At 28.6% G+C, this 14853-nt stretch carries 14 protein-coding genes; 6 read left to right on the forward strand and 8 right to left on the reverse strand.

The features are described 5' to 3' along the window. Positions 1-3: 3 nt before the first annotated feature. Positions 4-1086, reverse strand: coding sequence for a hydrogenase large subunit (locus tag BHW04_RS02360; RefSeq protein WP_302698734.1), 1083 nt, complete (start codon positions 1084-1086; stop codon positions 4-6). Between the two features lie 11 nt (positions 1087-1097). Beyond that, the gene (locus BHW04_RS02365) at positions 1098-1475 is read right to left on the reverse strand and encodes an NADH-quinone oxidoreductase subunit C (protein WP_302632605.1); all 378 of its coding nucleotides are present in this window, start codon (positions 1473-1475) and stop codon (positions 1098-1100) included. A gap of 282 nt (positions 1476-1757) precedes the next feature. Between BHW04_RS02365 and BHW04_RS02370 the strand changes: the two genes are divergently transcribed. Then, positions 1758-2174: a hypothetical protein gene (locus tag BHW04_RS02370; protein WP_022211523.1), complete on the forward strand. Its 417-nt coding sequence runs from the start codon at positions 1758-1760 to the stop codon at positions 2172-2174. Positions 2175-2257: 83 nt separating this feature from the next. Here the strand turns inward: BHW04_RS02370 and BHW04_RS02375 are convergent, their stop codons facing one another. After that, positions 2258-2599 carry a hypothetical protein gene (locus tag BHW04_RS02375; RefSeq protein WP_022211522.1) on the reverse strand — a complete coding sequence of 114 codons (342 nt, stop codon included), beginning with the start codon at positions 2597-2599 and terminating at the stop codon, positions 2258-2260. A 181-nt stretch (positions 2600-2780) separates the two neighbouring features. On the opposite strand from BHW04_RS02375, the gene ilvB reads away from it, so the two are divergent. Both ilvB and BHW04_RS02385 read left to right on the forward strand, forming a co-directional pair. Then, positions 2781-4454 carry a biosynthetic-type acetolactate synthase large subunit gene (gene ilvB / locus BHW04_RS02380; RefSeq protein ID WP_302698737.1) on the forward strand — a complete coding sequence of 558 codons (1674 nt, stop codon included), beginning with the start codon at positions 2781-2783 and terminating at the stop codon, positions 4452-4454. Then, on the forward strand, positions 4447-4740 hold the full coding sequence (locus BHW04_RS02385) for an ACT domain-containing protein (RefSeq protein ID WP_022211520.1): 294 nt from the start codon (positions 4447-4449) through the stop codon (positions 4738-4740). Before ilvB ends, BHW04_RS02385 begins: the two co-directional genes overlap by 8 nt. A 101-nt stretch (positions 4741-4841) precedes the next feature. Here the strand turns inward: BHW04_RS02385 and BHW04_RS02390 are convergent, their stop codons facing one another. Next, complete coding sequence (locus BHW04_RS02390; RefSeq protein ID WP_022211519.1) at positions 4842-5996, reverse strand: NAD(P)-dependent malic enzyme; 1155 nt, start codon at positions 5994-5996, stop codon at positions 4842-4844. 225 nt (positions 5997-6221) lie between these two features. Here BHW04_RS02390 and aspD point away from each other — a divergent pair, with 225 nt between their 5' ends. Continuing rightward, positions 6222-7823, forward strand: a complete 1602-nt coding sequence (gene aspD, locus BHW04_RS02395) for an aspartate 4-decarboxylase (RefSeq protein ID WP_441294413.1) — start codon at positions 6222-6224, stop codon at positions 7821-7823. 62 nt (positions 7824-7885) lie between these two features. Here aspD and BHW04_RS02400 read toward each other — a convergent pair whose 3' ends face one another. From BHW04_RS02400 to BHW04_RS02410, 3 genes are all read right to left on the reverse strand, one after another. Continuing rightward, the gene (locus tag BHW04_RS02400; RefSeq protein ID WP_302623585.1) at positions 7886-8464 is read right to left on the reverse strand and encodes a hypothetical protein; all 579 of its coding nucleotides are present in this window, start codon (positions 8462-8464) and stop codon (positions 7886-7888) included. Between the two features lie 197 nt (positions 8465-8661). Next, positions 8662-9597 (reverse strand): hypothetical protein, encoded by a 936-nt coding sequence (locus BHW04_RS02405; RefSeq protein WP_302623584.1) that lies wholly within the window; start codon positions 9595-9597, stop codon positions 8662-8664. 192 nt (positions 9598-9789) lie between these two features. Continuing rightward, on the reverse strand, positions 9790-10788 hold the full coding sequence (locus tag BHW04_RS02410) for a hypothetical protein (protein WP_302623583.1): 999 nt from the start codon (positions 10786-10788) through the stop codon (positions 9790-9792). 200 nt (positions 10789-10988) lie between these two features. On the opposite strand from BHW04_RS02410, the gene BHW04_RS02415 reads away from it, so the two are divergent. After that, positions 10989-11993: a hypothetical protein gene (locus BHW04_RS02415; protein ID WP_302630987.1), complete on the forward strand. Its 1005-nt coding sequence runs from the start codon at positions 10989-10991 to the stop codon at positions 11991-11993. Positions 11994-12065: 72 nt separating this feature from the next. Further along, positions 12066-13262, forward strand: coding sequence for a DNRLRE domain-containing protein (locus tag BHW04_RS02420; RefSeq protein ID WP_302698740.1), 1197 nt, complete (start codon positions 12066-12068; stop codon positions 13260-13262). A gap of 268 nt (positions 13263-13530) precedes the next feature. Here the strand turns inward: BHW04_RS02420 and BHW04_RS02425 are convergent, their stop codons facing one another. Next, positions 13531-14628 carry an SEC-C metal-binding domain-containing protein gene (locus BHW04_RS02425; RefSeq protein ID WP_302698742.1) on the reverse strand — a complete coding sequence of 366 codons (1098 nt, stop codon included), beginning with the start codon at positions 14626-14628 and terminating at the stop codon, positions 13531-13533. Between the last annotated feature and the right edge of the window lie 225 nt (positions 14629-14853).

Raw genomic sequence — 14853 nt, forward strand, 5'->3', positions numbered from 1 at the left:
TTATCACCTATCAAGACATGAGAAACATGGATCTATACTTGCTACAATAAGACCTGCATCGGCAATGTTGTTATCTTTAAGCATCACAGGTACAGTTGCTGCATTTTTAAAAGTTGGTACATGTATATTAACCCTACTATTAGTTTGTCCACCGTTGGAAACTACAAAATACGATACTTCTCCTCTTGGTGCTTCTGTCACTATTAACGATTCTCCCTTAGGAACTCTAGGAATTTTATTTCCCAAGTTTATAGAACCCTGTGGAATGTTTTCTACTGCCTGCTTTATTATCTTAAAGCTTTCTTCTATTTCCAAAAGCCTTACTACTGCTCTGGAAAATACATCTCCATCTTCTGCTAAAGCCACTTTAAATTCAAAATCTTCATAGCTGTTATAAGGCATGGTTTTTCTTACATCAAAGTTTACATTTGATGCTCTGCCATGTGGTCCACAAGCTCCATAAATCAAAGCATCCTTCTTAGTAAGTATTCCAACTCCTTTTGTTCTTGCTGCAATGCTGCTATCACTTGTATATATAGTGTATATGCCTTTAAATTTTTCCTCAGTTTCCTTTATCGCTTGCAATAATTCTTTAAATTGTTCTTTACTTATATCTCTTCTGGCCCCTCCTATTATATTCATAGCGTAATTAACTCTATTACCTGTGATTATTTCCAACATTTCCATTATTCTTTCTCTAGTTGCAAAACATTTCATGAATAATGAATCAAAAGCTATGAGATGTGCTGCAAGTCCAAGCCATAAAAAATGAGAATGAAGTCTTTCTAGTTCACTTATGATAATCCTTATATACTGTCCTCTCTTAGGAACTTCCAGACCAGCTATATCTTCTACGGCTAAGCAATATGTCATGGCATGTGAATGTGAGCAAATTCCACACACCCTTTCCACCAAAGTTATTGTTTGAATATAATTCCTTACTTCTGTTAGTTTTTCAATTCCTCTATGGTTATATCCAATAAAGACTTCTGCTTTCTTTATAAGCTCACCTTCTGTGTAGAGCTTCACATGAACCGGCTCTTCAAGAGATGGATGATATGGTCCTAATGGTAAAACATAACTCAAATCAATACCTCCTAACTATCCTTTAATTTTTTAAGTTCATTTAAAGGCAATACTAATATTTTTCCTTCTCCATTTTTAAATTCATCTGGCAAAAATAATCTTCCACTTCTTTTAAGCCCAATAAACTTTACTGGCATCATCTCTTCTATTTCCTCTTCAAACCAAGCAGCTCCTATATATATGCTTGTAGCTGTAGGTATTTCTCTTTGATCTTCCAATTTAAGAATTTCCCTAACTTCATCATGCTCAATAGTATAAATCACTATCATCTGTCCCTCTTCATTTATATATCCATTGATACATACAATCCGCCCACCACTTTTTATATTTGTTTCCAGTTCATTTAATAACTTATCTTTTTCTATTGCTCTTTTAATTATTTTTCCCATAAGACCTCCTTAAAAATTTCACTTTGGAAATATTTGTCATTATACTATAATTATACTTTATTTATATCCATATTTAACAATAAATTCTTATATATTCATAAGTTTATTTATGAAGTTTTCTTTCATTTTTGTTTATCAAAGTACCTTTATATGATATAATCAACTTAAATAATTTAAATTTGTAAAGCTTATACATGATTAACTCAACATAATACTCAGCCTTGAGTCAGGGTTATTTCATTGAATAAATATATTATATTTATAGTAAAAGGAGTTTTTTGAATGGGTTTCAAAGATAAAATGACTAAATACTACTCAGATGCTTATATGGAAAAATACGGAGATAGAATGACAAGTGTAGCTGGAACAATTTTATCAGTTAAAACTGAAGTTAAAAGCATTCTAGGAATTTTTAATAAATTACATGTATTTTTAGTTGTTAAACCTGAAGTTGGTAAACAAGTTGTAAAATGTGAATATAAACAGAATAAATGGTTTAAAAAGCCTCAATTTATTGATGTAAATCAAGGTCATAAAGTTATTATAATGGGATTAAAAGGTATTAAAGGAAAAGCTAACTCAGAAAATATTCTTGTTTCTAATATAGCAAACTTAACAACAAAAAAAGACCTTCATCCTTTTGATCATAGCCAAATAAAGAAAGCTAGACAACAATCTACTAAGATGATGAGAAGATAAAAAAGCACTACAATAAAAATGGTGATTATAAAATAGAAAATACTGTATCAAATGTTAAGTTGATACAGTATTTTTAACTTTACTTATAAAATTTGCCCTCTACTTCTCTTATTAATATAATTTACAGCTCTCATTTTGAATCTTTCACTTTCACCTAATTTATAAAAATTCTTTAAATCCATTGTCAAGAATAAAGTATCTAAAGCTAAATAATTTAAATCTCTTAAATTATCAATATCTTTTTCTTCCACTTCTACCTTATCACATCTTAACTTTAACTCTTCAAATAATTCACTATACTTTTCAAGATTATTCATAATTATATCATCATAATTTGCAATATCACTTTCCATAACCATTTGAATAAACTTCACGTATTCCTTATTTAATTCATTATATTCTTCGTATGTTTTTACTAGTTCCATTCCTATCCCTCTTTTTAATGTATTTTATCTATTATTATACACATAAAAAATTATTATTAAAATTAATTTTATCTGCATATATTTATATAAACTTTTATGGCTACGTAAAGGCTTACTACTTTTATGTAAAATTTTTCTTCCTCTTCTTCATGATGAGGTATCTTTTTAAAGGAGTTTTTTTATGAAATATAATGGAGCAGAAATATTAGTAAAACTTTTAGAAAAACAAGGGGTAGAATATATAGCTGGAATTCCTGGCGGTTTTAATTTACCTATATATGATGCACTATATAATAGCAATATTAAACATATATTATCTAGACATGAACAAGGTGCTGGCTTCATTGCTCAAGGTATTTCCAGATCTTCCAATAAGATAGGTGTATGCCTTGCTACTTCTGGTCCTGGTGCCACTAACCTCCTTACTGCTATAGCTGATGCCAAGCTAGATTCCATACCTATGGTTGCCATCACTGGACAAGTCCCTTATTCAGCCATCGGTACTGATGCTTTTCAGGAAGTTGATGCTTATGGACTTACTATTCCTATTACCAAGCATAATTTTATAATAAGAAAAATTGAAGACATATTTTATATTGTTCCAGAAGCTTTTAAAATTGCTACGGAAGGTCGACCTGGCCCTGTTTTAATAGATTTTCCGAAAAATATTCAAAGCGAAGTGATTGAGTTTAAGAAATTTCCTTCTATAGAAGAAAATAAAGTGGATATAGATATACCTAATACCCATGCTTTATCATATATTGGAACACAAATTAATAAAGCCAAAAGGCCAATTATATATGCAGGTGGCGGAATTATAAGTTCTAATTCCTCAAAATATCTTTATGACTTAGCTAAGAAAAATAATATTCCTGTAGCATTAACATTGATGGGCCTTGGAGCATTCTCTGCTGATGATGAATTATATTTAGGAATGCTAGGTATGCACGGCTGTCCATTTACTAATCTTTTAATAAATGAAGCAGACCTAATATTAGCTTTTGGGGTAAGATTTGATGACAGAGCCACTGGCGATATAAAAAAATTCTGCCCTAAGGCATCAATTATTCATGTAGATATTGATGAATCGGAAATAAATAAAGTTAAAAATAGTAGTATATCTATGAATTGCTCCATTAATTCATTTTTAAAAGCAATTATTGGCTACATAGATGAAAATCCTAGAACTAGCTGGATACAACGTATTAATTGCTTTAAAAATAAATATCCATTACCTTCATATGATGACCCTATGCATCCTGCTAATATCATTTCTTTTGTAGCTGATAAAATACCTGATGATTCTATTATAGTAACAGATGTGGGACAACATCAAATGTGGACTGCTCAAAGATATCCATTTAAATATCCAAAAACACTATTAACTTCCGGTGGACTAGGTACCATGGGCTTTGCCCTCCCGGCAGCTATAGGAGCATCTCTATATAATCCTCAAAAGCTCATTATTTCCTTTAGTGGAGATGGGTCCATACTTATGAATATTCAAGAATTAGCCACATTAGCAGAAACAAAATCTAATATAAAACTATTAATTATCAATAATCATCATCTTGGATTAGTTCGTCAACAGCAAAACTTATTTTATCATAAACACTATATTGCTTCTGAATTTATCTTCAATCCAAATTTTAAAACCATTGCTGAAGGCTTTGGCATCAAAGGTTATGATTTAAGTAATGAAAGTGATCCACTTGAAAAACTCACAGCTTTGCTCACTGAAATTGGACCTGCTGTTATTAATATTCCAATTAATGATGATGAAAATATTTATCCTATGGTTCCACCTGGTGCTGCCAATACTGAAATGATAGGAGGTATACCTATAAATGATTAATACTGATTTTTATCTTATTGAACTTCATGTTAGGAATCATCCTGGAGTAATGAGTCATATTACCAATCTTTTTGCCAGAAGAGGATTTAATCTTGAAGGAATATTATGTGGAGAAGTTGGTGATGGAAAGACTAGCAAGATATATCTACTTGTAAAAAATGATTTATATCTAGATCAAGTTATAAAGCAGCTGCAAAAATTATATGACGTATTAGATGTATCGCTACATCAAGATTATAACCATTCAGTTTTTAAATCCTTATCAATTCTTTTAAATTTAAAATAAATTCATAAAAAATATTTTTTAGTATACACTATATTAATATTCAAAAAAATATAAAAAATCCTTAAGAGAATTGCCTTTTAAGGATTTTATTATTCATTAAATTATTTATATGCTGCTTTTGAAACTGATGCTGAAACAGCCTTTACTACTCTTTTATCGAAAGCATTAGGAATAATATACTCTTCACTTAATTCTTCATCAGTAACAATTGAAGCAATAGCTTTTGCTGCTGCTATCTTCATTTCTTCAGTAATATCTTTAGCTCTAACATCTAAAGCCCCTCTAAATATTCCTGGAAATACAAGCACATTATTAATTTGATTTGGAAAGTCTGATCTACCAGTTGCTATAACTCTAGCATTACCTTTTTTAGCTTCATCAGGCATAATTTCAGGCACTGGGTTTGCCATGGCAAAAACAATTGCATCATTGGCCATAGTACTAACCATTTCTGCTGATACAATATTAGGGGCAGACACTCCTATAAATATATCTTTGCCCTTAATAATTTCTTGCAAGCTTCCTCTTTCATCATACTTATTAGTCTTTTCTGCCATAATAGTTTGTTCTGGATTCATCCATTGCTCTCCTAAAGCTAAAGCTCCTTTCATATCTACTAAAACCACATTGCCAATACCTACTTCCAACAAAAGTTTGCATATTGATATTCCAGCTGAACCAGCTCCATTTATTACAACATTAGCTTCATTTATTGATTTATTAACTAGCTTTAAAGCGTTAATTATTCCTGCTAAAACCACAATGGCAGTTCCATGCTGATCATCATGGAATACTGGTATATCAAGCTCTTTCTTTAATATTCTTTCAATCTCAAAACATCTTGGAGCAGATATATCCTCTAAATTAATTCCTCCAAAAGTTGGTGCTAAATATTTTACTGTCTTAACTATTTCATTAACATCTTTTGTTGCTAAACATATTGGAAAAGCATCAATATCAGCAAATTCTTTAAATAGTATTGCCTTTCCTTCCATAACGGGCATAGCAGCTTCAGGTCCAATATCTCCTAGTCCTAATACTGCACTACCATCAGATACTACCGCCACAAGATTTCCTTTTGCTGTATACTTATAAACATCTTCTTTATTTTCACTAATCCTTCTACAAGGTTCTGCTACACCAGGAGTATAGGCTACACTTAAATCTTCCCTGTTCTCAACCTTTACCTTTGAAACTACTTGAATTTTTCCTTTATTTTTTTCATGTATATCTAAACTCAATTTGTTATAGTCCATTTTTATCTCTCACTTTTATACTTTTTTATTATTTTTATAATTTTACTAATGATAATTATATCATATTAATAATTTTAATATATATTAATAATATGTATATCAATAATTTATTATTTTTTTCTACATTTTATTATCATTTTTTAATTTTGCTCAGTAAATATTTGTGTTTTTAAAAATTAATTGATAAAATATACTCTATCAAATTAAAGTTAGGAGATATTGATAATGAATTTACCAAAAGATGAATTACAAAAAATTTATGGTCAAATAAGTCCATTTGAATTTAAAGATAAATTGATACGTCTGGCACAAGAAAATAATGATGATATTCTTGATGCTGGAAGGGGAAATCCCAACTGGACTGCATCCACACCAAGAGAAGCATTTTTTACCTTTGGCCAATTTGCTATAAAAGAGACGCAAAGAACTTGGTGCAAAGATGATTTGGCAGGAATGCCTGAAAAGAAAGGTATTGCTAAAAGATTCCAAGAATTTTTAGAAAACTCTCCCCAAACATCTGCTATAAAATTATTAACTAATATTTTAAAATATGGAACTGAAGAAATGAATTTTAATTCAGATGAATATATTTTTGAACTTACTGATGGAATTATCGGAGATAATTATCCTGTACCAGACAAAATGCTTATACATATTGAAAAAATAGTACATAATTATTTAATGAAGGAATTATGCCAAAACAAAGAATTTGAAAGTAATTTTGAAGTATTTGCTGTAGAAGGTGGTACTGCTGCAATGTGTTATATCTTTGATTCATTAGTTGTAAATAACCTTTTAAAATCTGGTGATACCATTGCTTTAATGACTCCTATATTTACACCTTATTTAGAAATACCTCATTTACCTAACTATAAGTTTAATGTTATAAATATAAAAGCAAATGAGGTGGATGAAAATGGAAATCCAACATGGCAATATCCAAAAGAAGAATTAAATAAACTTAAGAATAAAAATATCAAGGTATTATTTGTGGTAAACCCAAATAATCCAGCTTCCGTTGCTTTAAGCAGAGACTGCAAAGATAACCTTATTTCTGTAGTTAAAGAACATAATCCTGAGTTAATGATAGTTACAGATGATGTATATTGTACATTTGTTGATAACTTCCATTCATTAGTTAGTGAACTACCATATAATACTTTAGGTGTTTATTCATACTCAAAATATTTTGGTGTAACTGGCTGGAGATTAGGAACTATCTTTTTAAATGAAAAAAATATATTTAATGACCTTATTAAAAAACTATCACCAGATATGAAAAATGAATTAAATGAACGTTACAAACATTTATGCCAAAATCCAACTGAGATTTCATTTATGGATAGATTAGTGGCTGACAGCAGACAAGTTGCCTTAAATCATACTGCTGGACTTTCTACACCACAACAAGTGCAAATGGCATTTTTCTCACTATTCGCCTTAATAGATAAGGAAAATACTTACAAACAACTTACAAAGGATATTTGTAAAAGCAGAAAAAATTTATTATTTAATGGATTAGAACTTGAATATGAGAAAAGCCGCCATGATGCAGCTTATTATACTGAGTTAAACATATTAGATATAGCCTTAATGAAATACGGCAACACTTTTGCTGAACACATAAAAGAAAACTATAGCACCTTTGATTTACTATATGATTTGGCCAAATATCATGGAGTAATCTTATTAAATGGTGATGGCTTTGCTTCTTCAAAATGGTCTATTAGAGTATCTCTTGCCAACTTAAAAGATGGTGCTTATCCACAAATAGGTACAGCCATAAAAAACTTAATTGATAACATATATAATTCTTATATTTCATAATAAGCTAAAAAGGAGCCATATAAATGGCTCCTATTAAATTATTATCTTTTTTATTATAAAAACTAATTCTTTTCGACTGCTAAAGCTGCTAAAGTTATATTCTTTAAATCTCCATCTATACTAATCTCTGGACCTCTCTCTAAATAAAGAGAATATCTTACTATGCCAGAATCTTCATCACATACGTCTGAAACTTCATAATTTCCTACTGCATCTGTATACATATAAGAGAATTGATCTGCTGTAAAAACAAAATCATCTTCACTTAAATTAATTTGTATTGCTCTTAGTGGATGTGATAGTAATACATCTCCTCTATCTCCATTATCGTCTCTTTGTGAACAGCATTTTTTATTATTTTTAATTCCTGTCTGTTTATATAATGTTATTCTTGCTCCAAGATGAATTGCTGCAAATGGAACGTATAATCCTGAGAACATAACTAAAATTGTAGGATTATTTAATTTTGATGTGTCGATTGATATTTCAGCTAATTTTGTTCTATCTGTCCCTATTATATTTAGCGCTATATCACGGTCAACTATTGGAACAGTCTTGCTCTTTAATAAAGCAAGCCCTGGTTCATCAGTACAAACTAATTCTGAGTGAGGTTTTCCATTTTTCTTTACACAATTATTCATAACAAATTTCTCCTTTGTACATTTTTTATTATTCTTTTGTTTTATACTATATACTATGAGAAATAAAAAAAATTGTTCATATTTTTTAATATGTTATATATTTTTTGCTTTTAAAAAGTGAGTTAATTTTTATTAACCCACTTTTAATTATAATTATTACAAATTGCAATAACTTTTTATCTTTTATATTTTATTTTTTATAAACATGAAGAATCATTATCAGGTTCTCTACATTCAACGCCATTAGGATTTGTGAATACTGCTATTTCTTCATTTGTAGTATGACGTACTCTTCCACTTGTTACAAATGAGTAGTTAACGTTAGCACGAATTATACCATCATTATCTTCTGAATATACATCATCAGTTGTTGCACATTCAACTGCTAAGCATGCATCAAATCTTATATTACTCTTAACAATTCTTCCATCACTAGGAGCACTTACTCTAGTATAAAGGCTAGCTGGTGAAAAGTTTAATCCACCTTCTTCATCTGATTTAGTAATTTCAACTATATCATCATATTCTTTCGTAGCTGTAAATTTCTTACATCCAATTCTTCCTGAAATCATTACTTTTAGATTAGCAGCATGGAAAGGAATGTTTCCTTTAAATACTGTTCTTTTTACTGCTTCGTCATCATCTGAATTATTACTTCTAAATGAACAAGGAATTTTTGAAACTGATCCTTCAAATTCAGTATATAAAGTTTCTCCATTTGGATGATTAAATTCTGTACCTTCTACTGAAGTAAATTCTTTAGGAATTGCATCATATTTAACAGTTATTTGTCCACCCTCTACTCTTGGCATTTCATCTTGTAGTCCAATATAATCATAACATAATCCAATTGAATCTATACAAATAGAAGCACCTTCTTCATATCCGCCTCTTCTCCAAGAAGAATCTCCTGTTAAAGTAAATTCTTCGTCTTTATTTGAATATTGTGGACATTGTTGTCCAGTTGCACAATCAAATACTTTATCAACTAAAATACCAACACAAACTGCATCATCTATGCTTCCACATTCAATTTCTATTTCTTCTCCTGGCTCTGTTTCACAATTATCCTTCATGTTTCTCTCAGTTCCGCATCTTTCCATAACTTCTTCATCATTGCAATTATATTTCATTTTTAAGGTTCCTCCTGTTATTATCATAAAGTTTTTTAACTCATTAGTTTTATACTTTATACTATGTATTTCCTTATAATTTATTTACAAAATAAGACAAAAAAAGACGATTTAAATTTTCTTTAAATCGCCTTATTTTTAATATCACCTTATAGCATTTGTGTATTAATTTTTATTATTTATATGTGAAATTTAGTCTATGCAATCTGAATCATTATCAGGCTCATTACCTCTTACACCATTACGACTTACAAATACAGCTAATTCTTCCTCTATTGTATGTCGTAATTTATGATTTACTAAGAATGAATATCCTACTACAGCTGTAATCTGTGGATTTCCTTCTTCATCACTATTACTTGAATCGAATAAATCATTAGTTTCTACACAATCTGCTGATAAACAAGTATCAAGCTCAACCTTTAATTTAGCTTTTGTATCAGCTGGTCTACTGATTCTTCCATATAAATTAACAGGGCAGAAATTTAATCCTTCATCTGATGCTGAAGTTATTTTAGTTATTCCATTGTCATCAGCTTCTATTTGAGCTGTACCTGTAAATCTTCTACAACCTATTCTTCCTCTTATTTTTAAACATAAATTATGAGCATAATAATTAATTCCAGCCTTAAATACTCTAGCTTTTGTTACTGGTGTTTCAGTAGTAGATTCAGAATTACATCTTCTAGTATCTGAATTAGATATTACTCCTTCAAATTCATCATATAATACAGTATCTCCTGCTACATATCCTGATCCTACACTAGCTTCTAAGCATCTATTTTTTAAGTTATAACTTATTGTTATATTTCCATCATCATTACAGTCTGCTTCAGCATTTTCTTCTGCTGCATCATCTTTAATTCCTATATGATCATAACAAAGAGAAATTGAATCTATACATACAGAATCACCATCTCTATAACAGTATCTTGGATCATCTTCTACGTAGCTATCTATTGTAAAATTATGCTCTTTGTCTATAAATTGCAAGTTTTGCAATGTAGTACAATCAAAGATTTTTTCTGCTAAAATAGCTACACAATCTGCAGTATCTATATTTCCACACTCAACTTCTAATTCTTCTGAATATACTGGATCACAATTGTCTTTATAGTTATCCTCACCACAAGGCTCTACTACTGTTGCCTCTTCACAATCACTATTCATACTTTTTCTATAATCGCTCATTGTTTTCCTCTATTTTCCAATAATCATTTATGACATTTTTTTATACTTCATACTATGAAAAAAGGAATTATTTGTTCCCAATAAAAAAATAATAAGTTTATTAATAAATATATGGATAAACTTATTATTTTTAATGATTACAACTATTTATATTTACTTCATATGCTATATTATAGATAAATATATAATAGGGGGTTCATATGTCCTTTGAGAAAGAATTTAAAACTTATTTGATAAAATCAAATAAAAATGTCAGTGAAATTTCTCTTATAAATGGAGTTTCTCTCAATAATTATGATAATAAATTTAATATTATTTCTTCAAAAAAGATAATTTCAGGCTCCCAAGGCTTTGCAGATACTTATTTTGATATTGATAAAAATGATTCTATATATGGTCTTATAAATAGTAAAAGAGGTTCTTTGATATATATTTATTCAAATGATCAATATATTATTAAAACAGATATATTAACATTTAATGGACGGAAAAACTCTGTTAAATTTCCATATATAAAAAAATTTCCTCATAATATCATTCATGTATTCTTCTATCTAGTTAATGTTTCTAAAACTAATTACTGTACTTTATTTCACTTTTATTACGATGGTACTACATGGTATAAATCAACTATTAGCACTTTAAATTACTTCCTTCTTACTAATTTCTCAGTTTCATGGGATAATGATATTCCTACTATTTTTTTCTTAAAAAAAATTAATAAATGCTCTGAAATTTTCTTATCCAACTTTAACTTAGCTGATAAAAAGTGGACAGAGGCTATACCTATTACAATGACTAAAAGAGAAAAAGTCTATTTATCTATCTTAAAAACTACTAACAAGCAGTATCATATAACATTTGCAGAAGCAAATAATAATAAATATTATTGTATGTATTTTAATGAAGCTACTGATAACATTTCTGTTCTTAATCACCAATACATACATTTAAATAAAAAAACAATATGTTCATTTCCTAACCTATTAGTAAAAAACTCTACTCTTTACCTGCAATGGATAGAAGGTACTGTTCTTCTCACCTGTAAATCAAAAAACTCAGGTAAGACTTGGAGTACTCCACTGGAAAATAAACAAGCAGATTTTAAACCTTTTTATCGTTGCCAATATAATAGCAATAATAAAGCCATTAGCTATCCATCTATTTTTTATACTTTTAAAAACCCTATCTCTCCTATTATTTAATTAACTTGAACTTAATGCTGATGATTTTCATATTATAAATGTGACTATTAATAATTAGAAAGGATTTTGACTTTGAGTGATATAATTAAAATAACTAATCTTTCTTGCACATATGTAGAGAAACTTAGAAACAATAATACATTTTTTAAAAATGAATTTTTATTAAGTGGTGTATTTTATGTTAATTTATATACTTATGATATTTATAAGACATTATTAAATTTTTCATTGCCTCTTGTTGATGTAGACAACATAAAGAAGATAAGCTTAAATATCTTTTTAAATAATATCCGTGTATATAATAATATGCAGGCAAACTTTAAAATTTCCACACTTACATCACCATTTATGGGCTATACAGCTAATTGGAACAATAGGCCTGAAATAAACAATTTTAATTCATTAAACTTTTCTGTAAATCCTTCAGATGTAGGAAAATATATGGAACTAGATATTACTTATATAATAAAAAATACCAATAATAACTTTTATGGTATTGCCTTAGAAAGTTCACAAGAAAAATATACATCCATGCTTCAGTTTTTAAGTAGTAACTCAGTTAATCCCCCTTATATAACCATTGAAACAGTATCTAACAAAGTTAATACTGCTCCAGAAAATACTGATAAGATAGTGACAAATATACCAACTGAGATTTCTAAAAATTTACCATCTAAAAATACTATTGAAAACAGTATTGATACTTCAATGCTTACAGATTTAAAAACTTCAGTTGAAGATCTTAATACCAAGTACTCATCTTTAGAATCCTTGGTGAAAGCTACTGCTGACAATATTCCTGTTCCGCAAGCTTCTGATACTAATTCTGAACTTTCCAGTAAGATTTCAAATTTAGAAGAAAAATTAGATGCTTTTAATGATATCATAAATACTTTAAAGCTTAATGACGATATATTAAAAAACATTTTAAATAAAAATGATGAAACTATTGCCTCAATCGTTGATCACTTGGCTGAAATTGAAGTTAAACTTTCTATCATTTCAGATTCATCTGATTTTTTACCTATGATAAATTCACTTAATAATTCAGTAAACACTCTTAAATCATCAATAAATGAAATTAATCTTAATAATTCTTCTGCCATAGAAAAAGTGAATACAAGGCTTAACACTTTAGAAAATCCTAATATTTCAAAGTTTATCGAAGAAAACATCACCCCTTTGGCTAATAGTTTATCAGCTCTACAAGCTCAATATGAAACTTTAAAGCAGCAAATAAGTTTAATTTCTATTACCCCATTAAATTGATTAAGCAATAAGCTTTTATCTTGTTAAACAAATGAAAATCTAATATTAATCAAACCCATTGAAAAAGGTTCAAGTAAACTAATCTTCCTTGAACCTTTTTATAATCATCGCTGTATAACCTACTGTAGTCCAATCTTATTAATCTCTACTTTCTTATTAGATAAAATCTATCTAACTATTAGTTTACTCATTATTATGAAAAAAATACACTTTTATACATCTATAGCGTTAAAAAAAGAGTTATTGTCAGACAATAACCCCTTAAAATTTATCTTCCACAGCATTTCTTATACTTTCTTCCACTACCACATAAGCAAGGTTCATTTCTTCCTAAAAGCTTCTTGTTTGGAATTAAAGCTAATTCATTTTCTGTATATCCCTTATAGCTCCACTTTCTTGTATTCTTATTTACTTTTTGAATTTTAGCCACAACATTTTGGAACTCAACCATAGTATTAAATTGGATATTTCTCTTCTTTAATTCAGATATTACATATTGGATATTTACATCCAAAAATACTAATGGTCCACAGATATCTTTAAATAATTTATCTGCTATATCCTTATTGGCACATAATTTTAAAAATGTTTCATAAAGACTTGTATGTGCTTCAGTCATATGGCAATAGAATTCTTTACTATAAGCATCTATCTTTTCTTTATCTAATTTATAGTATTCTGCTATTTTCTTTCTATTTTCAAGCAATTGCTCTAAAGATTCTATATTATATAATAAAATGCTTTCAATAATGTGCTCTTTATATGGTTTCACTATTTTGCTAGAAGCTGCATACTTTTCAAATATGCTATTAAATTCTTCTAATGATAATTTTTCTTCATTATGAAGATTGAAAGTCTCTACAAGTATCTCTGATTCATATACACCATAAGCTTCTGCAAAAGCTACAATATACTTTACTACTTCAAAATATCTTTGGCTATCTTCATCATTACTCATATCATTTAAAGCCTCTTTTACTTCTTTCGGCATTACCATAAATACGTCTTCATTTTTTAAATATGTAAATATTACACCATAATTTAATAATGGTACATAGCTTAATAAAGAAATTTCAGTTGAAACTATATATTCTTTATTCTTTAAGTTATCTAATAACTGAAGATTTTCCTTATCAAAGCCATTTAATTTTTTAATCAGTGCTGATGGCTCCATTATTGCTATCCTTATTGCCTCCACCAATTGATCCTTTTTCATTTTAGATCTCTGAGGAATCTCATATGAAGCTGCTATTTTACTTAATCGCTCCTTAGTTAAATCAGATAAACATCCATCTAAAGTAAATTTAATTTCTTTCTTACTTGATAATTTTTTATTCATAGCTAATATTTCATCTACATTATGCATTTCCTTCACTCCTACTTTTATCTTTATATATCTTACTTTAAATTCCCAACTTTCACAAGTTCTTTTATAAACAAACTTTTATTGTAATATTTTATAAAAAAGATATATTTATTGAATTTTTCAATAAAAAACTTACTAAATTTCTGATTATCTTTTCATAAGTTGGTAAATGCCGATATATCCCGTATTTTAGGGCTTTATCGGTATTTTCTTTTTGGAAGATAC

The sequence above is a fragment of the Clostridium sp. 29_15 genome (assembly GCF_001916075.1).
GTDB lineage: Bacteria > Bacillota > Clostridia > Clostridiales > Clostridiaceae > Clostridium > Clostridium lentum.